The organism is Arthrobacter sp. PTI12 (assembly GCF_056679915.1).
The window spans coordinates 2,970,725-2,988,773 of the sequence record NZ_CM155256.1; the positions used below are offsets into that span (position 1 = coordinate 2,970,725).

The window sequence follows — 18,049 nt, forward strand, 5'->3', positions numbered from 1 at the left end:
GTGCAGGTCATCATCTGCGAGTCACCGGAACAGGTCGGTTCGCGCGCCGCGGACATCATCGAGGCACGCGTACGGCAAGGGCCGGCAGTGCTGGGCCTTGCGACGGGCAGTTCGCCGTCGGGAACCTACCGCGAGCTGATCCGTCGCCATCGGGAAGAACAGCTGAGTTTCAGCGACGCCACGGCGTTCACGCTCGATGAGTACGCGGGGCTCCCGCTGGATCACGACCAGTCCTACCACTCAACCATTCGCCGCGAGTTTGTGGATCACGTGGACCTCCCGCTATCCCGACTGCTGACTCCTCACGGGGACGCGGAAGACCTGCGGGCCGAAGCCGTCAGGTATGACGAGGCCATTCGCGAAGCCGGCGGCGTCGACATCCAGATCCTCGGCATCGGGGCGAACGGGCATATCGGCTTCAACGAGCCGACGTCGTCCCTCAATTCACGGACCAGGGTCAAGACCCTCGCCGGAGCCACCCGGTCAGACAACGCACGCTTCTTCCCCGGCGACGAAGTTCCCCAGCTCTGCCTGACTCAGGGGCTCGGCACCATCCGCGAGGCGCACCAGGCGGTTTTGGTGGCACTGGGTGCCACCAAGGCGGGCGCCGTCCGGGCAATGGTTGAGGGACCGGTGAGTGCGTTCTGCCCTGCCTCGGTCCTGCAGCTGCACCCACGCGCCGTCGTCGTTCTGGATCCCGAGGCAGCCTCCCAGCTGCAGCTGATCGACTACTACCGCAGGGCGCAGGAACTGAACGACAAGCTGCTGGGCCGGTAGCACCGGTCGCCGGCAGCGTCAGTCCGGGCAGCGCCGGTCAGGGTTCGGGGTTCCGGGAATCGTACTGGCCGAAGCGCGGTTGGAGGCGTGCCAGCAGCACCACGAGCAGGATGCACACGATCCCGCCCCACAGCGCCGTCCAGCCCTCACCGATCCACTCGGCGAACCCGCCGCCCACCAGCTCCCCCAGCCTGGGGCCGCCAGCGACGACGACGATGAACACTCCCTGCAGGCGCCCCCTCATCGCATCGGGAGTTGCTGACTGCAGAATGGTGCTGCGGAAGACGCCGCTGACCGAGTCCGAAACACCCGCCAACAGGAGGCAGACGGCGGCAGGGATGATCCACGGCGTCATCCCGCCGTCGGGTGACCGCCCGGCCAGGATGACGACCAGCCCGAAGGCGCTGATCGACGCGCCCCAGCCGACGACGGACCACTGGACCGCCCGCCCCTGCCGGTGGATGTGCCCCAACGGACCCGAGAACAGTCCGGATAGGACTGCCCCGAATGCGCTTGCTCCCAGCAGGATGCCGACGGTCAGCTCACCGCCGCCGATGAACACGGCACCCACCGCCGGCAGGAGCACGCGCGGCTGGGCCATGACCATTGCCGCAAGGTCAATGAGGAACGTCATCCGGATGTTCGGCCGCGTGCCGAGGTAGCGGAATCCTTCGATGACGGTGGCAAGGCCGGCTCGGCGCACCGGCCCTTCCGGCGGCATGGCTGGCAGGCGGAACAGCGCCCACAGCGCGGCGGTGAAGGTAACGACGTCGATGGTGTAGGTCCAGCCATAGCCCACCTGGGCGATGAGCACGCCGGCCAGCATGGGACCGACGGTGAAGGCGAGCCCAAACGTGATCATGGACAGGGCGTTGGCTGCGGGAAGCAGCTCAGGGCGCACCAGCCGCGGGATGATGGCCGTCCGCGTGGGCTGGTTGATGCCTGCAAACCCGCTGTGGACGGCGATCAGGAGGTACAACAGCCAGATGTTGTCAGCACCCATCCAGGCCTGCAGCGCGATGCCGATGGTTGACGCCCACAGTCCCAGACCGGACAGCAGCGCCACCTTGCGGCGATCATGCGCGTCCGCCACCGCGCCGCCATACAGGCCGGCGAAGATTAGCGGCACCAGTGCGAACAACCCGATGAGACCGACGTTCAGGCTTGATCCCGTGATGTCGTAAACCTGCAGGCTGACTGCAACGAGGGTGAGGTTGGTGCCGATCGCGGACAGCGCTGTGCCGAAGTACAGTCTGCGGAACGCCGGACTTTCCTTTAGCGGAGTGATATCGGCAAGGAGTCTGGGCACCCGGCAAGTGTACCGGCGGAGCGGTTACCTCCGGCAACGACTCACGGTTCCTCCTACCGTTTCATCAGCCTGCTGACTTTCCTTCCTACGGTGGCTAGGGTTGCTCTCACAGTGCGGTGCGTCGCCGATCATCCAGCGGGAGGAAAATCGTCATGCTTACCAGCGAAGTTGCTGAAGGAATCCACTGGCTCAAGCACGCCCACGTGAACGTCTACTTCGTTGAGCAGGAGGATCGCGTCATGATTGTCGACGCCGGCCTTCCGGGCATCTGGCCGCACATCAGGGCCGCGCTGCGGGAACTCGGGTTCGAGAATTCGGTGGTGGCACTGGTTCTCACTCACGCGCACTTTGACCACGTGGGCGTAGCCGCCAAGCTGCGGACTACCTACCGCCTGCCCATTCTTGTCCATCCCGGGGACGCCTACATCGCCGCGCATCCCTACCGCTACAAGCACGAGCTGAACCGCCTGACCGTACCCTTGCGCAATCCGGGAAGCCTGCCGATCCTCGGCAGAATGACACTGGCGGGGGCTTTGACGGTCCGCGGCGTCACGGACACGCTGCCGCTTGTGCCCGGAATTGCGGGCAACCTTCCCGGCACCCCGGAGATCATCCACGTTCCCGGCCATACCGCCGGCCATGTGGCCCTCCACTTCGCGGACCGGCAAACGCTGATCGTCGGCGACGCACTGGTCACACTGAATCCCTATACCGGCCTGAAAGGACCCCAGATCGTCTCCGGAGCGGCAACGGCGGACTCACCGCAGGCACTGGAATCGCTCGACCGGATCGCGGCGCTTCCCGCCGACAGGGTGCTGACCGGACACGGCGAGCCATGGCTCTCAACTCCGGCAGACGCCGTCGCCATCGCCAGGCTGAATGGGCCGTCCTGACGGATCAGTCTGAAGCGTGTTCGGCGATGGCGGTGTCAATCGCCTCCAGCAGCCGCTCATTCCCGAGAATCCGGAAGTGCCCCATCACATCCAACTGCACGTTGGTGGCCCCGACCAGCTCGCTGCCGCCCGGAATGTGCGGGTCGAACGTCCCGTAGATCGAGGTGATGCGCGAATTCACCGCGAGGTTGGCGCGCAGCGCGTTCAGGGTCCGGTTCCGTGGCGAGAAGGCCCGCAGGCTCGGCAGCAGCGCAAACATGGCGTAAACCGAGCCTGAAAACGGCGAGTTCACCGCAATGAGCTGACGGACACGCGGCGCGGAATCCGGCAGGGTCATGACGTACTTCCCGATCAGGCCACCCTTGCTGTGGGCCACAAGGACCACGTCGGTCAGGTTTCGCTCACGCAGGTATTGCTCCACCAGCTCAGCCATCGCGGGAACGGTTCCACGGTTGTAGCCCAGAGCGGTGACCGCATGCACAGGATGCCCCGCTGTGTGCAAGTGGGATGCCACCGGGTGCATGAACTGCCAGGGCTCATAGATACCGGGCAGCAGAATCACGGGCGCCTTGTCCCCGGACAGCTGCCGACCAGCATCGCCGCGGAAGAGAAAGCCACGGGCCTGCCAGAAGCCAACATAGGCGTAATCGAGGATCCACGCCCCGCCGCGCCTAAGCAGCCGCATGCGGGTCTCCCGTGAGCAGCCCCCGAGCGGTCTCTGCCGGTCGGCTGTACATCAGGACGTGCGGAACGTCCGGAACCTCCACCACTGTGGCATTGGGATTGGCATCGGCCAGCCGCAGCAGCCAGTCCGTCGGGGCGATCGGATCCCGTTCCCCGCGCATCAGCACCACCGGGCACGCTACGCGGGGAAGCGCCTCCTCGAGCTTGTGGCCGACCATCGCCGGGAGGGTCCGCAGATACGGCACGATCGAGCGCAGATAGTCCGTGAACACCATCAGGTTCACGGCCGGTGATTCACGCAGCGTGTCCTGCGCCAACCGCAGCGCCTGCTTGCCGATGGAGCGTTCGCGATCATTCACGGTAGGGCCAAGCAGCACGAGTTTGTGCACCAGCTCCGGCCCGTGCGCCGCAGTTTCGGTTGCCACCTGACACCCCATCGAGTGCCCAATAAGCACCACGGAGCCCACATCGAGGTTGCGCAGAACGGTCAGCACAATCTCTCCGAGCTCCGGAACAGACAGCGGGCGGTGCGGCCCTGGAGAGGAACCGAACCCGGGCAGCTCGATGGCATACACCGCGCTGTTCCGCGCCAGTTCGGCGGCGAGACGCTCGAAGTAGCGGGCCGAGACGCCGATACCGTGAACCAGCACCACAGGATCTCCCCGCCCCACTCTCCGCACGGTCACCACGCAGTCCGCAACGCGCTCCTTAACTACGTCATCCCATGGCCCGCGGCCCATTCTCCTACCCTTCATCGCCGGCATCTCCATCCAGCGTAGTCCGTTAGGTTCGGCTTATTATGAATTACTCACAACAGATGTTTGACTGGTGTCATGACCGAACATACCGCGCCCGCGAACACGTGGGCTGAGTCCCTGCGTTCAGCGGGACGCCGGGTGACGAAGCAGCGCCTGGCGGTACTCGCCGCCGTTGAGCAGTCGCCGCATTCAACCGCGGACGACGTCGTCACTGCGGTCCGCGCCGAACTCGCCGACATCACCGTGCAGTCGGTCTACGTAGTGCTCTCCGACCTCACCGTCAGCGGACTGCTGCGCAGGATCGAAACACCCAACTCGCCCGCACGGTATGAGACCAGGGTGAATGACAATCACCACCACGCCGTCTGCACCGGGTGCGGCCGGATCGAGGATGTGGACTGCGCCGTGGGGCATGCACCGTGCCTGACGCCCGCCTGGTCGCCGGGCTCAAACCAGATGACCATCCAGATTGCCGACGTCGTCTATCAGGGCCTGTGCAACGACTGCCGCGAGGCATCCGCCCAAAATTTCACCACTACTTCCTGAACTAACTGAAACACACTGAAAGAAGGAGAATCCATGACTGCCAACTACAGCACCACCCAATCGGGTGCCCCCGTTGTTGACGACAGCAATTCCTCGGCGCTGGGCCGCGACGGCGCCATCCCGCTGACTGACCATTACCTGATCGAGAAGCTCGCCCAGTTCAACCGCGAGCGCGTGCCCGAGCGCGTTGTGCACGCCAAGGGCGGCGGCGCATTCGGCGTATTCGAGGCCACTGAGGACGTCAGCAAGTACACCAAGGCAGCTCTCTTCCAACAGGGCGCACAGACCGAGACGCTGCTCCGGTTCTCCTCCGTCGCCGGTGAGCAGGGTTCTCCTGATACCTGGCGCGACCCCCGCGGGTTCGCCCTGAAGTTCTACACCTCCGAGGGCAACTACGACCTCGTGGGCAACAACACCCCGGTGTTCTTCATCCGCGACGGCATCAAGTTCCCCGACTTCATCCACTCGCAGAAGCGCCTTCCCGGCTCCAACCTGCGTGATGCAGACATGCAGTGGGACTTCTGGACCCTCTCCCCCGAGTCCGCACACCAGGTGACCTGGCTGATGGGTGACCGCGGCCTCCCCGCCTCGTGGCGGACCATGAACGGTTACGGCTCGCATACCTACCAGTGGATCAACGAGGCCGGAGAAAAGTTCTGGGTCAAGTACCACTTCAAATCTGCCCAGGGCCACGAGGCGCTGACCGGCGACGAGGCCGAGGCACTCGCCGGCTCCGACGCCGACCACCACATCCGTGACCTCTACGAGAACATCGAGCAGGGCAACTTCCCCAGCTGGGATCTCAAGGTCCAGGTCATGCCGTATGAGGATGCGAAGAACTACCGGTTCAACCCGTTCGATCTCACCAAGGTGTGGCCGCACGCGGACTACCCGCTGATCCCGGTCGGCAAGCTGACCCTGAACCGCAACCCGGAGAACTACTTCGCGCAGATCGAACAGGCAACCTTCGCGCCGTCGAACTTCGTTCCGGGCATCGCCGCGTCGCCGGACCGCATGCTGCAGGCACGCATCTTCTCCTACGCAGACGCACACCGCTACCGCGTGGGCACCAACCACGCGCAGCTGCCCGTCAATGCCCCGAAGAGCGAGGTGCGCAACTACTCCAAGGACGGCGGCGCACGCTTCTTCTTCAACTCGCCGCAGACCCCGGTCTACGCACCGAACTCGATGGGCGGCCCTGCTGCAGATCCGTCGCTGACGGGCCCCGAGGGCGGCTGGGAGAACGACGGCGATCTGGTGCGTGCCGCCCACAGCCTCCACGCTGAGGACGATGACTTCGGTCAGGCCGGAACGCTGTACCGGGAGGTCTACAACGACGCCGAGAAGGCGCGTTTCCTGGAGAACATCACCGGTGCGGTGAGCGGAGTAACCATTGCGGACATCCGCGAACGCGCCATCCAGTACTGGACCAATGTCGATGCCGATCTCGGTGCCAAGCTACGCGCCAACCTCGGCAGCGCGTCCGGTGCTGCACAGAACTCTGACGCCGAGGCTGCGAACAAGTTCTAGTCCGTAGCGTTTGACCACGCAACGCAGGAAGGGCGGGCCCATAGCGGGCCCGCCCTTCCTGCACTTCTTATCTGTTTGCCTGGGAGAGAGCCTGGTCCAGTCCGCTGAAGAAGCGGTCCATCAGCAAGTGCAGTGCCTGTTCGACGGAATCCCGGTCCTGGTTCAAAACGTAGTCATACTGCAGGCCGTACAGACTTGTTGTGAACAACCGCGCCGAGGAATCGGCCTCCGCACGCTGCATACCCTGATTGACCAGCCAGTCTGCCGACAAGGAATGCCAGTAAGCGAACTTCCTCATGGCACTGCCTCGTGGATTGAGGCTCACTGCATCCTGAAGAGCCGCTTCGAATTCAAGGCGCTGCAGCTGTCGGTTTCGCTCAATCAGGAGCCAGTTCCAGGAATCGAGAATCCACCTGCGGAAATCTTCCCGGGCAAATCCTTCGGGATTCTCAGGCTTCAACGCGTCATGACGCGCCTCGATGTGCCGGACAATCTCATTGATGAGTTCCTCGCGGTTGCCGAAGTGGTACACGAGTACGTAGCTGCTGATACCCAGGCCGTCCGCCAGGGTGCGGAAGCTCAGGCTCGCGAACGTCTTGTCGAGGAGATGATCGACAATCTGCTCGAGGAGCTCGTTCTTCCGTTCCGGTTTCGGGGGGCGCGCCATTGCTGAATAGTACAGCGCGTGGAGCACGCCCCCGTGCGCACTTCCTACTTCCCGGCGCGCAATTCCTCCAACACCGGCTCGCCCGTTTTATCTTCTGCGGCAAGGCGTGAGTGCCGCTGTCCATAGGCGAAGTAGATAGCGAAACCGACCACGAGCCAGATCCCGAAGAACACCCAGGTCACGGTGGCCAGGTTGAGCATGAGGTACACGCAGAGGATGGCCGACAGGATCGGAATGACCTTGCCGAACGGCACACGGAAGGATGGCTTCAGGTCGGGCCGCTTCTTCCGGAGTACCAGGATGCCCAGACTTACGGTGACGAACGCGGAAAGCGTGCCGATATTGATCATCTCGGCGAGCAGTTCAACCTCGGTGAAACCGGCCAGGAGAGCGACGACGACGCCACACAGAATCTGCGTACGCGCAGGAGTGCTTCGCTTGGCTGAGGTCCGGCTCAGTCCGCGGGGCATCAGGCCGTCGCGACTCATGGCGAAGATGACGCGCGCCAGGCCCATGAGCAGCACCATGATGACCGTGGTCAGCCCGATCAGGCTGCCCACGGAAATGATTCCGGCGGCCCAGTCAGCACCCACAAGCTGGAATGCGGTGGCCAACGACGGCGACTCGGTTGCGGCCAGCTCCTGGTAGGACACCATGCCTGTCACGGCCAGCGTCACCAGGATGTAAAGCACGGTCACCAGGGCGAGTCCGCTGAAGATGCCGCGCGGGAGGGTCTTCTGTGGATTCTTCACTTCCTCCGCGGAAGTGGCCACGACGTCGAAGCCGATGAATGCGAAGAACACCAGTGCCGCGCCGGAGATGATGCCCGTGAAACCGTACATGGCAGGATTTGCGCCGCTAAGGAAGGACAGGAATGGCTGGGACGCCCAGCTGCTGTCGAGTTCGGCCGGTGCCTCGGAGGCAGGGACAAACGGCGTGTAGTTTGCGCCGTCAATGTAGAAGAACCCAACGACGATGACGAACAGGACGATGGCGATCTTGATGATCGTGAAGATGTTGTTCACGCGGGCGGAAAGCTTGGTTCCCAGCACCAGGATCATCGTGAAGATGGCGACGATGATCAGCGGGCCCCAGTACACCGTGATGCCCAGGAGGTTGACCTGGGACGGAACGTCGAGGTTAAGCACCGCGAACAGATCGCTGAGGTAGACGCCCCAGAACTTCGCGATGACGGCGCCCGCCATCAGCAGCTCGAGGATGAGGTTCCACCCGATGATCCACGCGAGAAGCTCTCCCATGGTGGCGTAGGTAAAGACGTAGGCACTGCCTGCCACGGGCATTGCCGTTGCGAACTCGGCGTAGCACATGATGGCGAGCGCGCAGGTGATGGCGGCGAGCACAAACGAGATGGTCACTGCAGGGCCGGCGTTGAATGCTGCTGCCTGGGCACCGACAGAGAAGATCCCGGCACCGACAGCAACTGCGACGCCCATGATCATGAGGTCCCAGGTGGTCAGCGACCGCTTGAGTGTGCGGCCTTTCTCACCTGAGTCTGCGATCGATTGTTCGATCGACTTGGTACGGAAAAGATTCACGGCTTTGTGTCCTCTGTGGGGAAAACTGACCGGTCAATCGTAATGAGCACGTAATACGCCTCCACATTCGTCTCGGCATGTGAGACGAATGTGGAGGCGTATTGGGACGGTCAGTGTCTGGTTGAGACAGGCGCCGACTCCGTCAGTGGGCGTGCGCCGTCGTCGTCCGTGTGTTCAACCAGGCGAGCGCCTTCAACGTCAACATCGGGCAGGACGCGGTCCAGCCACTTCGGCAGCCACCAGGCTGAGCGGCCCAGCAGGTGCATCGCGGCCGGGATGAGGGTCATCCGGACCACGAACGCATCGAGCAGCACACCGAACGCCAGGCCGAAACCGATGGGGCGGACCATGGTCAGATGCGAGAAGACAAAGCCTGCGAACACCGAGACCATGATGATGGCCGCAGCCGTGACCACCCTGGCGCCGTGGCTGAATCCGACCCGCACGGCTTCCTTGGCGGGCCGGCCATGGACGAAGGACTCGCGCATACCGGAGACAAGGAACATCTGGTAATCCATGGCCAGACCGAAGAGCACGCCGATCAGGATGATGGGGAGGAAGCTCAGGATCGGGCCGGGGTTGGTGACACCGAAGAAGTCTCCCAGCCAGCCCCACTGGTAGATCGCGACGGTGGCACCGAAGCTGGCCAGTAGCGAGAGCAGGAAGCCGGCGGTGGCGATGAGCGGCACCAGGATGGACCGGAACACCAGGAGCAGCAACACCAGCGACAGCCCGACGACGATGCCCAGGTAGAGCGGCATGGCCTCCATGAGTTTCGCGGAGACGTCGATGTTCGCGGCGGTCTGCCCCGTGACGGACACGGTCACGCCGGTAGCGTCCTCGATGCTGGCGGCTTCGGCACGGAGGTCACGCACCAGTTGCTCGGTGCTCTCGCTCGCCGGGCCTTCTTCCGGGATGACCTGGTAGATCGCGGTGCGTCCGTCGTCGCTGATTCCGGCAGGGACAGCGGTGACGACGTCATCAATGGCGGCGAGGCGGTCGGCGACGTCGAGCTGGAGGTCGGTGCGCTCGCCCTCATCCTCGATCGGGGGCAGTTCACCGACGGCGAGGAGAGGTCCGTTGGTGCCTTCGCCGAACTTCTCCCCCACCAGTGTGTAGGCTTGGTAGGCGGTGGAATCGGTCGGCTCGGAGCCGCCGTCAGGCAGGCCGACGCGCAGTTCCAGCGCCGGCAAAGCAAGCACACAGAGCGCGACGACGCCGGCCAGTACCGTGAGGATGGGTTTGCGGGTGACAAAACCGCCCCAGCCGCGGCCTGCGGCATAGGAATTGTCAACAGAGTGCTCGTCAGCCTCTGCCTCGCTGGCGGAGTGCGCGGTCTTCCAGCGGCGTTTCGAGATGACCTTGCGGCCCATGAAACCAAGCAGCGCGGGCGTCAGGGTGAGCGCAACCAACACGGCGACGGCGACTGTTCCGGCAGCGGACAGGCCGAGGATCGTGAGGAACGGCAGGCCGGGGACGGCGAGCGCAGCCAGCGCGATGATGACCGTGATGCCCGCGAAAAGCACAGCGTTGCCCGCGGTTCCGGTGGCGCGTGCGATGGATTCCTGCAGCGGCATGCCGCGCAGCAGCTGTGTGCGGTGGCGGTTCACTATGAAGAGCGAATAATCGATCCCGACGGCGAGTCCGAGCATCAGCGCGAGCACCGGCGAGATGGAGCTCATCTGGATGACTCCGGTGAGTGCGAAGGTTATTCCGACGCCGACTCCTACGCCGACGATGGCCATGAGCAGCGGCAGGCCGGCTGCTACCAGCGTCCCGAGCATGACGATCAGGACAATGGCGGCGACCAGGAGGCCGATGACCTCGGCCGGACCGAAAATCTCGGAGATGTCCTGGACGATCTCCTTGCTGTATTCGACGTTCAGCCCGGCTTCAGTCGCGGCGCCCGCTGCTTCCTGGACCGCTTCACGGGTCTCGGGTGTGATGGCGTCTACTGCGGTGGTGAACTGGACGCTGGCAACCGCTGTGGTGCCGTCGTCGGACACGAACTGAATGGCTGAGGTGGCCTCGAGGAGGCGCTCTCCGCGCTCGAGTTCCACTCGGGCTGCGTCGAGTTCTGCCTGGCCCTCGTCGAGCTGGGCGCGCTGGGCGTCGATCTCGGCCTGGGCGGCATCAAGCTGCGCCACGGTTGCGTCGATCTGCTCAGCGGGCAGGAACGCCTTCCCCGCTTCAAATTGAGCGCGCTGGTCATCGAGCTGCGCCTGGGCGGCATCGAGTTGGGCGGCGCCGTCGGCGAGCTCCTGGGCGCCGGCCCCGAGTTCCGCCCTGCCGTTCGCGATCTCCTCGCGGCTGTCGGCGAGCTGCTGGGCAGTTTCGAACGGGTCGATGACTGATTCGACGCCGTCGAGCCCTTCCACCTCCGTGAGGGCAGCCGTGACTTCCTCCTGCTGCTCCGCGGTGAACTCACCGTCAGTGCTCTGGAAAACGATGGTCCCCATGCCGCCGACGGCCTCGGGCATCTCCTCCTTGAGCTGATTGAGGACACGCTGTGACTCGGTGCCCGGGATGGTGAAGTTGTTGCTCAGTGTGCCGGAGAAGGCGACGGCGGAGCCACCTACCGCAACCATGATGGCCAGCCAGGCGGAGACCACCCACCAGCGGCGGCGGTAGGCGAAGGAACCGAGTCGGTACAGGAGGAAAGCCATGGTGTTGTGCGTCCTGGGTTAGAGGTCTGGATTAGGAGGAAGGACGGGAGAAGCCGTCGCGCAGCATGGTCAGCGTCGCGACGATGGAGTCCTCGAGGGTTTGCGCCGCATTGTGGTCCGGGTTCTCACTCGATGCCCATTCCCGCATTGCGGCCTTGGCGCAGGAGAGAAGTGAGCCGACCAGCGCGTGCACGTAGAGAGTTGATGCCTGGCCGCGCAGCCGGTCCTCGACCGCGCTGATGATGCGGGCTTCAGCCCGCTCCCAGGCGAGGAGGTGGGTACCGAGGAGGTCCGGGTTGCCTGCAGCCATGCGGAAGAGGTCGCCGCAGTCCTTCAGGTTTTCCACCTTGGTGGTGGCGGCGAGCGCGGCAATCATCGCGTCGAGGATGGGCTCATCCCCGGGACGGTCCGCGAGTTCGGCTTCGGCGCGGTCGAGAAACGACTCCGTGGAGACGATCAGTGCCTCTTCCGGGCTGTGAAAGTAGTTGAAGAAGGTGCGTCGGGAGACGTTCGCCTGATCGGCTATTTGCTCAGCCGTGAATCCGCCCATGCCGTGGGTGCGTGCGAGGTCCAGAGCCGCCTGGGCAATGGCCCTCCGTGTTTCGAGCTTGTTCTGCTCGCGGCGGCTGATTTGCTGTTCTGTCACATACTTACACTATGTGCAACTTTGCACAGAGTGCAAACTGGCGTTCCCGCCGTCGCGCGTGCGGGCCACATTCCCCGGGTACTGAGCATGAAACGGCGTGTCGCCTACCGACACGCCGTTTATGGGGCAAGCCATCCCTAAGAAGGTGGGGAAACCGGCCCACCGCGAAGAACCCCTGGCACTTACTCCCCGCGGGAAATCGCGATCATGTCCTCGCGCGGAACCAGCTTCACACGCTCGCGGACCAGCTCAGGCAGGCTGCCGTCGTCGTGCATGTAGTTGGCGCCCAGCTTCATTTCGTGGGAATCGAGCTTCAGCCAGCCCTCCCAGGTGGTGTACCGGACGCCGCGATCCTCAAGGAGGTTGATGATGGCGTCTTCCGACGGATGCTCTGCCGGGGGCAGGTTGAGGCGGTCCTCCAGGAGGTAGCCGATGGTCTCAAGGGCGTCACCCTTGGTGTGGCCGATCAGCCCCACGGGCCCACGCTTGATCCAACCCGTGCAGTAGATGCCGGGCACCGCGTTGCCTGACTCGTCGATGACCCGGCCGCCCTCGTTGGGAATGACGCCGGCCTGCTCGTCGTAGCCCACCTCCGGAAGTTCGGAGCCGAAGTAGCCGATAGCCCGGTAGAGCGCCTGGACCGGGTAGTCGAGATACTCGCCCGTACCCTCGACTGAGCCGCTGCCGTTGAGGCGGGTGCGTTCGAAGCGGATGTTCGCAACCTTGCCCGGAGTCTCCGGCGAGTCAGTGATCTCCACAGGACTGTGCAGGAAGTGCAGGTGAAGGCGGCGCGACGCCGTGAACTCCGCCGGGTCTTCCGGCTGCTCAACCAGCCAGTTGGTCAGCGTCTTGACCATCGTCTTCGTCTGGTTATTGCTGGCGATCTGCTGTTCCGAGGCCTCGTCAAAGTCGAAATCCTCCGGGTACAGCACAATGTCGACGTCCCGTGAGTGGGACAGCTCGCGCAGTTCCAGCGGCGTGAACTTTACCTGTGCGGGACCGCGGCGGCCGAAGACGTGCACGTCCGTCACCGGCGACTTCTTCAGCGCGGCGTAGACGTTGGATGGAATCTCCGTGACCAGGAGGTCATCGGCGTGCTTGGAGAGGACGCGGGCGATGTCCAGGGCCACGTTGCCGTTGCCGATAACAGCGATCTCCTTGGCGTCCAGCGGCCAGTCCCGGTCAACGTCAGGGTGCCCGTCATACCAGGAGACGAAGTCCGCTCCGCCGAAGGAGCCTTCGAGGTCGACCCCCGGGATGTTGAGGTCCGCGTCCTTCACCGCACCGGTGGCAAAAATGACGGCATCGTAGAAGGTGCGGAAGTCTTTCAGTGTGAGGTCGCGGCCATAGTTGACGTTACCGAGGAAGCGGATGTCCCCGCGGTCCAGCACTTTATGCAGCGCGGTCACAATTCCCTTGATACGCGGGTGATCAGGGGCCACACCGTACCGGATCAGGCCGTACGGCGCCGGGTACTGGTCAAAAAGGTCGATGGAAACTTCGAAGTCTCCGCCCTTGACCTCCTGCGACTTTGTCAGGATGTCTGCGGCATACACACCGGCCGGGCCTGCGCCGATGATGGCGACCCGAAGTGGACGGACCGACGTCGTGCTGGACACTGATGCCTTCTTCCTGGTGGATGACCTGGGGGCTCCCTGAGGACTTCTCCTAAGGGATGAACGGACGCACATTAGCGCACAGTTTCCTATTCTAAATCCCCCGTCCGATGCGCGTCGAAACCAGTGGCGCGGATCACCCGCTCCCCCACCCGCGTTGCTTACGGAATAGGAACGGCACGACGGCGGTTGGCACGCATGTGAGCCGCACCCGCACCAGTACGCGTCCTGCCCGTAGCGAAAACGCCACGGGCGTGCTTTTTGGTATCGGCGCTTACGGACTGTGGGGCTTGCTTCCCATCTACTTCCTCATCCTGCTGCCGGCCACCGCAGTGGAGATTGTCGCGAACCGTGTGCTCTGGTCACTGATTTTCTGCGCACTGCTGCTGACCGTTCTGCGGTCCTGGGCCACAGTCCGCACCGCCTTTGCGAACCGGCGGGTGCTCGGAACCCTTACCGTTGCCGCTCTCCTGATTGCGGTGAACTGGCTCGTCTATACCTACGGGGTTACCAACGGTCACGCCATCGAAGCTTCGCTGGGCTACTTCATCAACCCGATCGTGTCGGTACTTCTCGGTGTCCTCGTGCTGCGGGAAAAGCTGCGCCCGCTGCAGTGGGCAGCCGTGGGAATGGGGCTTGTCGCCGTCGTCGTCCTGGCGATTGGCTACGGGAACGTTCCGTGGATTGCCCTGGCGCTGGCGTTTTCGTTCGGTTTCTACGGGTTTGTGAAGAAGCGGGTGGGGCCGAGTGTCGACGCCGTGACCAGCCTCAGCATCGAAACAGCAGTGCTGACGCCGATCGCCGCCGTCGTAATGATCTGGCTGGCGCTCTCCGGCGGCGCAACGCTGACCACGGAGGGACCTGGCCACTTCTGGATCATGGCGGCGTCGGGAATTATCACCGCCGTTCCACTGATTTTCTTCGGGGCAGCCGCCAGACGGCTGCCCCTGACCACCATCGGGATGCTGCAGTACCTCGCGCCGGTCCTTCAGTTCATCCTGGCCCTCACGGTTTTCCGCGAGGAGATGCCGCTGGAGCGGTGGATCGGCTTTGGGCTGGTATGGATAGGCCTCGCGCTCCTCACCGTGGACATGGTCCGAACGGTCCGGAAGAACGCGAGGCCCGGCAAGAGCGGGCAGCAACAGCAGCCCGCGAGCGTCTGACTACTCGGCCACCTCAAGCGCCGGAGTATCCCGGCGCAGCGTCTCGCCGCGGAAAAAGCCTGGATGCGTACGGCGGACGACGAGCATCACCACGACGCCGAGTGCGATGATCCCGACTCCGATCACGAACACCAGGCCCACCCCGAAGATCTCCGAGCCGCTGCCGAAGGCCGGGTCCCAGCTGTCCACCGCGGTCTGCAGGAACACGATCACGAGGCCGATTCCGCCGAGCAGCGGAGCCAGGAGCCGGAACACGAAGTTCCGCGCCGAGGTAAACGCCGTCCGGCGGAAGTACCAGACGCAGGCCAGTGCGGTCAGGCCGTAGTAGAAGCAGATCATCAGGCCGAGGGCCATGATGGTGTCGTTCAGGACGTTGTCGCTGATGATGCGCATGAGCGAGTAGAACCCGGCGGAGATGACGCCCGCTACAACGGTTGCGAAGACCGGCGAGCGGTACGTCGGGTGCACCGTTGCGAACTTCTGCGGCAGCGCCTGGTAGTAGCCCATGGCCAGCAGACTGCGGGCCGGGGAGAGGAAGGTGGACTGCAGCGAGGCCGCGCAGCTGGACAGGACCGCGAGCGAGAGCAGGATGGCAAACGGTCCCATGACCGGAGCTGCGAGCGCCGCGAAGACGTTCTCGGAGATGTCCGCGTTGTTGAGGCCCAGTCCCTCAGTGCCGATGCCGGCGAACATGACTGTCGCGATGGCGCCGAGCAGGTAGATACCCAGTACGACGACGGCAGTCCAGGTTGCGGCCTGGCCGGCCGTGCGCTTCCCGTTCCGTGATTCCTCGCTCACCGTGAGGCAGACATCCCAGCCCCAGAACGCGAAGATGGACAGCGACAGTCCCAGTGCAAAGGCGGAGAAGCTTTCGATGGCGAAGGGGTTGAACCAGTCCCAGCTGAACGCCACTGTGTCAGCGGCTGCGCCTTGCTGGATGCGGCTGAACGCTGCAATTACGAACCACGCCAGCACACCGACCTGCAGTCCCACGAGCGCGTACTGCACGGCCTTGGTGGTCTTCACGCCGCGGCAGGAAACCCACACGGCAGCGCCGACAAACACCAGGCAGGTCAGGATATTCAGCCAGCGGATACCGGTGAGGTCCGCGATGGCCTCCTGCCCGGTGAGCTGGGCGAGGAACAGATAGAAGAAGTCGACAGCGACGCCGGCCAGGTTGGACAGCACAATGATGTTCGCCGCCAGCAGCCCCCACCCGCCGATCCAGCCGATGTACGGACCGAATGCCTTGGTCACCCAGGTGAATGTTGTTCCGCTGTCCGGGCTGTCCGCGTTGAGCTCGCGGTATCCCAGCGCCACCAGGAACATCGGGATGAACCCGACCAGGAAGATCGCCGGAAGGTGCACGCCGATACTCTGCACCGTGGGGCCCAGGGTGCTGGTGAGGACGTACGCCGGCGCAATGGTGGAAATACCGATCACGACGACGGCGAGGAGGCCGAGCTGCCCCGTCTTCAGTCCCTTGCCGGAGTACGTGGGTGTGCCGTCTGGAGCGCCGGTGCGCACCTTCATAGTGCTCATGGGTTCCTTACCTCTTTGTTAGGAATTCTTCGTTAAGGATTGTCTTGAAGTCTGGTTCTCTCAGGTGAGACCGCGATGCGCGCCAGCGGGTTCTCCACTGTCACCTGGATCACATAAACGAATTGCGTTCGTTTAGTATGCAGGCTCCGACGCCCGTGTGCAAGAGACACCATCCATGAGTTGGCAGGACATGCCCCTGATCACCCTCCATTCGGGGCGTTTCCTGCCGAATCAACGCACAAGAACGACGGCGGCCGGCCGGGTCAGTCCCTCAAGGGAACCGCCCAGCCGACCGCCGTCGTCGTCGTTTATGCGCTCAGCTCTACTTGACCGCGCGGATTGCCTTCTCGAGGACGTCCAGTCCGTCGTTCAGGAGCTCCTCGCCAATGACCAGCGGGGGCAGCAGCCGGATGATGTTGCCGTAGGTTCCGCACGTGAGGATGATGACCCCTTCCTCCAGGCATGCCGCCGCAATCGCCTTCGTTGCCACCGGGTTGGGCTCTCTGGTGCCCGGCAGAACGAATTCGACGGCGAGCATGGCGCCGCGGCCGCGGACCTCGCCGATGATGTCCGTCTGCTCCTGCAGCGCGCGCAGCCGGGGCACCACGATCTCCTCGATTCGCCGCGCACGCGCGGACAAGTCCAGCTCCGTCATGGTGTCGATCGCAGCGAGCGCCGCAGCGCAGGCAACGGGGTTGCCGCCGTAGGTGCCGCCCAAACCACCGGGGTGCACGGCGTCGAGCAGGTCCGCCCGGCCGGTGACTGCCGAGAGCGGCATGCCCCCTGCGATGCCCTTGGCCATGGTGATGAGGTCAGGAACAACTCCCTCATGGTTCACTGCGAACCATTCGCCGGTGCGGCAGAATCCGGACTGCACCTCGTCGGCAATGAAAACGACACCCTTTGCCTTCGCCCACGCTGCGAGGGTGGGCATGAAGCCGTCAGCGGGAACAATGAAGCCGCCCTCACCCTGCACCGGCTCGATGATGATCGCGGCGAGTGACTCCGCACCGATCTGCTTCTCCATCACGGAGATGGCCCGCTGCGCCGCTTCCTCACCCGTGATTGACGGGTTTTCCTCGCGGAACGGGTAGCTCATGGGCAGGCGGTACACCTCGGAGGCGAACGGACCAAAGGTGCCGTCGGGGCCGGCCTTGTAGGGCAGCGACTTCGCCGTTAGCGCCATAGTCAGGTTGGTGCGGCCGTGGTAGGCGTGGTCAAACGCGGCTACCGCTGGCCGGCCGGTGGCCATCCGTGCAATCTTGACGGCGTTCTCCACCGCTTCAGCGCCGGAGTTGAACAGCACCGTCCGCTTCTCGAAATCGCCCGGAGTCAGCTCGGCGAGCTTCTCTGCGACGGCGATGTACCCCTCATACGGGGTCACCATGAAGCAGGTGTGGGTGAAGTGCTCCACCTGTTCCTTCACGGCGCCGACGACGGCGGGATCGGACGCGCCGACGCTTGTCACCGCGATACCTGAGCCGAAGTCTATGAACGAGTTACCGTCGACGTCGTGCAGGATCCCGCCGTCGGCGTCCGCAACATACACGGGAACGCCGGAGGCAACACCCTTGGCAACGACGGCGGAGCGGCGTGCGTTGAGAGCGGTGGATTTGGGGCCGGGGAAGTCGCCGATGATGCGGCGCTTCTGCTCGAGCCGGAAGTGCGGCTGGAGTGCCTGGGTGGTCATAGGAAG

General features: G+C 64.1%; 16 protein-coding genes. 6 read left to right on the forward strand and 10 right to left on the reverse strand.

Annotation, left to right across the window (positions count from 1 at the left end):
• Entirely contained in the window at positions 1 to 777 is a 777-nt protein-coding gene (gene nagB, locus AC1MBU_RS14205) for a glucosamine-6-phosphate deaminase (protein WP_479787659.1), read from the forward strand.
• Between the two features lie 37 nt (positions 778 to 814).
• Here the strand turns inward: nagB and AC1MBU_RS14210 are convergent, their stop codons facing one another.
• Positions 815 to 2,086 (reverse strand): MFS transporter, encoded by a 1,272-nt coding sequence (locus AC1MBU_RS14210; RefSeq protein ID WP_277359269.1) that lies wholly within the window; start codon positions 2,084 to 2,086, stop codon positions 815 to 817.
• Positions 2,087 to 2,238: 152 nt separating this feature from the next.
• On the opposite strand from AC1MBU_RS14210, the gene AC1MBU_RS14215 reads away from it, so the two are divergent.
• Positions 2,239 to 2,979, forward strand: coding sequence for an MBL fold metallo-hydrolase (locus AC1MBU_RS14215; protein WP_479787661.1), 741 nt, complete (start codon positions 2,239 to 2,241; stop codon positions 2,977 to 2,979).
• 4 nt (positions 2,980 to 2,983) lie between these two features.
• Here AC1MBU_RS14215 and AC1MBU_RS14220 read toward each other — a convergent pair whose 3' ends face one another.
• Both AC1MBU_RS14220 and AC1MBU_RS14225 read right to left on the reverse strand, forming a co-directional pair.
• Complete coding sequence (locus tag AC1MBU_RS14220) at positions 2,984 to 3,664, reverse strand: esterase/lipase family protein (RefSeq protein WP_479787663.1); 681 nt, start codon at positions 3,662 to 3,664, stop codon at positions 2,984 to 2,986.
• Positions 3,651 to 4,403: an alpha/beta fold hydrolase gene (locus AC1MBU_RS14225; RefSeq protein ID WP_471672047.1), complete on the reverse strand. Its 753-nt coding sequence runs from the start codon at positions 4,401 to 4,403 to the stop codon at positions 3,651 to 3,653. The genes AC1MBU_RS14220 and AC1MBU_RS14225 overlap by 14 nt, the downstream gene beginning before the upstream one ends.
• A 93-nt stretch (positions 4,404 to 4,496) precedes the next feature.
• Between AC1MBU_RS14225 and AC1MBU_RS14230 the strand changes: the two genes are divergently transcribed.
• Both AC1MBU_RS14230 and AC1MBU_RS14235 read left to right on the forward strand, forming a co-directional pair.
• Positions 4,497 to 4,967, forward strand: coding sequence for a Fur family transcriptional regulator (locus tag AC1MBU_RS14230; RefSeq protein WP_277359273.1), 471 nt, complete (start codon positions 4,497 to 4,499; stop codon positions 4,965 to 4,967).
• Positions 4,968 to 5,000: 33 nt separating this feature from the next.
• Positions 5,001 to 6,497, forward strand: coding sequence for a catalase (locus tag AC1MBU_RS14235; RefSeq protein ID WP_277359274.1), 1,497 nt, complete (start codon positions 5,001 to 5,003; stop codon positions 6,495 to 6,497).
• Positions 6,498 to 6,564: 67 nt separating this feature from the next.
• Here AC1MBU_RS14235 and AC1MBU_RS14240 read toward each other — a convergent pair whose 3' ends face one another.
• From AC1MBU_RS14240 to AC1MBU_RS14260, 5 genes are all read right to left on the reverse strand, one after another.
• A complete protein-coding gene (locus tag AC1MBU_RS14240) occupies positions 6,565 to 7,164 on the reverse strand; it encodes a TetR/AcrR family transcriptional regulator (protein ID WP_479787666.1) in 600 nt (199 codons plus the stop codon).
• A 44-nt stretch (positions 7,165 to 7,208) separates the two neighbouring features.
• Positions 7,209 to 8,720 (reverse strand): amino acid permease, encoded by a 1,512-nt coding sequence (locus AC1MBU_RS14245; RefSeq protein WP_346027241.1) that lies wholly within the window; start codon positions 8,718 to 8,720, stop codon positions 7,209 to 7,211.
• A gap of 110 nt (positions 8,721 to 8,830) precedes the next feature.
• Positions 8,831 to 11,386: an MMPL family transporter gene (locus tag AC1MBU_RS14250; RefSeq protein ID WP_479787668.1), complete on the reverse strand. Its 2,556-nt coding sequence runs from the start codon at positions 11,384 to 11,386 to the stop codon at positions 8,831 to 8,833.
• A 31-nt stretch (positions 11,387 to 11,417) separates the two neighbouring features.
• Entirely contained in the window at positions 11,418 to 12,032 is a 615-nt protein-coding gene (locus tag AC1MBU_RS14255; protein ID WP_277359278.1) for a TetR/AcrR family transcriptional regulator, read from the reverse strand.
• Positions 12,033 to 12,214: 182 nt separating this feature from the next.
• On the reverse strand, positions 12,215 to 13,651 hold the full coding sequence (locus AC1MBU_RS14260; protein ID WP_277359279.1) for an FAD-dependent oxidoreductase: 1,437 nt from the start codon (positions 13,649 to 13,651) through the stop codon (positions 12,215 to 12,217).
• 197 nt (positions 13,652 to 13,848) lie between these two features.
• On the opposite strand from AC1MBU_RS14260, the gene rarD reads away from it, so the two are divergent.
• On the forward strand, positions 13,849 to 14,811 hold the full coding sequence (rarD, locus tag AC1MBU_RS14265) for an EamA family transporter RarD (RefSeq protein ID WP_479787670.1): 963 nt from the start codon (positions 13,849 to 13,851) through the stop codon (positions 14,809 to 14,811).
• Here rarD and AC1MBU_RS14270 read toward each other — a convergent pair whose 3' ends face one another.
• Positions 14,812 to 16,353, reverse strand: coding sequence for an APC family permease (locus AC1MBU_RS14270; protein WP_277359281.1), 1,542 nt, complete (start codon positions 16,351 to 16,353; stop codon positions 14,812 to 14,814). It lies immediately after the preceding gene.
• Positions 16,354 to 16,533: 180 nt separating this feature from the next.
• On the opposite strand from AC1MBU_RS14270, the gene AC1MBU_RS14275 reads away from it, so the two are divergent.
• On the forward strand, positions 16,534 to 16,683 hold the full coding sequence (locus AC1MBU_RS14275; RefSeq protein WP_479787674.1) for a hypothetical protein: 150 nt from the start codon (positions 16,534 to 16,536) through the stop codon (positions 16,681 to 16,683).
• Here AC1MBU_RS14275 and gabT read toward each other — a convergent pair.
• Entirely contained in the window at positions 16,676 to 18,043 is a 1,368-nt protein-coding gene (gabT, locus tag AC1MBU_RS14280; protein WP_479787676.1) for a 4-aminobutyrate--2-oxoglutarate transaminase, read from the reverse strand. The genes AC1MBU_RS14275 and gabT overlap by 8 nt on opposite strands.
• Positions 18,044 to 18,049 lie beyond the last annotated feature (6 nt).

Bases quoted from the DNA above. Each gene is read 5' to 3' on its own strand.
- AC1MBU_RS14215 (WP_479787661.1), top strand. From the start codon at position 2,239: ATGCTTACCAGCGAAGTTGCTGAAGGAATCCACTGGCTCAAGCACGCC.
- AC1MBU_RS14220 (WP_479787663.1), bottom strand. From the start codon at position 3,664: ATGCGGCTGCTTAGGCGCGGCGGGGCGTGGATCCTCGATTACGCCTAT.
- AC1MBU_RS14225 (WP_471672047.1), bottom strand. From the start codon at position 4,403: ATGGGCCGCGGGCCATGGGATGACGTAGTTAAGGAGCGCGTTGCGGAC.
- AC1MBU_RS14230 (WP_277359273.1), top strand. From the start codon at position 4,497: ATGACCGAACATACCGCGCCCGCGAACACGTGGGCTGAGTCCCTGCGT.
- AC1MBU_RS14235 (WP_277359274.1), top strand. From the start codon at position 5,001: ATGACTGCCAACTACAGCACCACCCAATCGGGTGCCCCCGTTGTTGAC.
- AC1MBU_RS14240 (WP_479787666.1), bottom strand. From the start codon at position 7,164: ATGGCGCGCCCCCCGAAACCGGAACGGAAGAACGAGCTCCTCGAGCAG.
- AC1MBU_RS14250 (WP_479787668.1), bottom strand. From the start codon at position 11,386: ATGGCTTTCCTCCTGTACCGACTCGGTTCCTTCGCCTACCGCCGCCGC.
- AC1MBU_RS14270 (WP_277359281.1), bottom strand. From the start codon at position 16,353: ATGAGCACTATGAAGGTGCGCACCGGCGCTCCAGACGGCACACCCACG.
- gabT (WP_479787676.1), bottom strand. From the start codon at position 18,043: ATGACCACCCAGGCACTCCAGCCGCACTTCCGGCTCGAGCAGAAGCGC.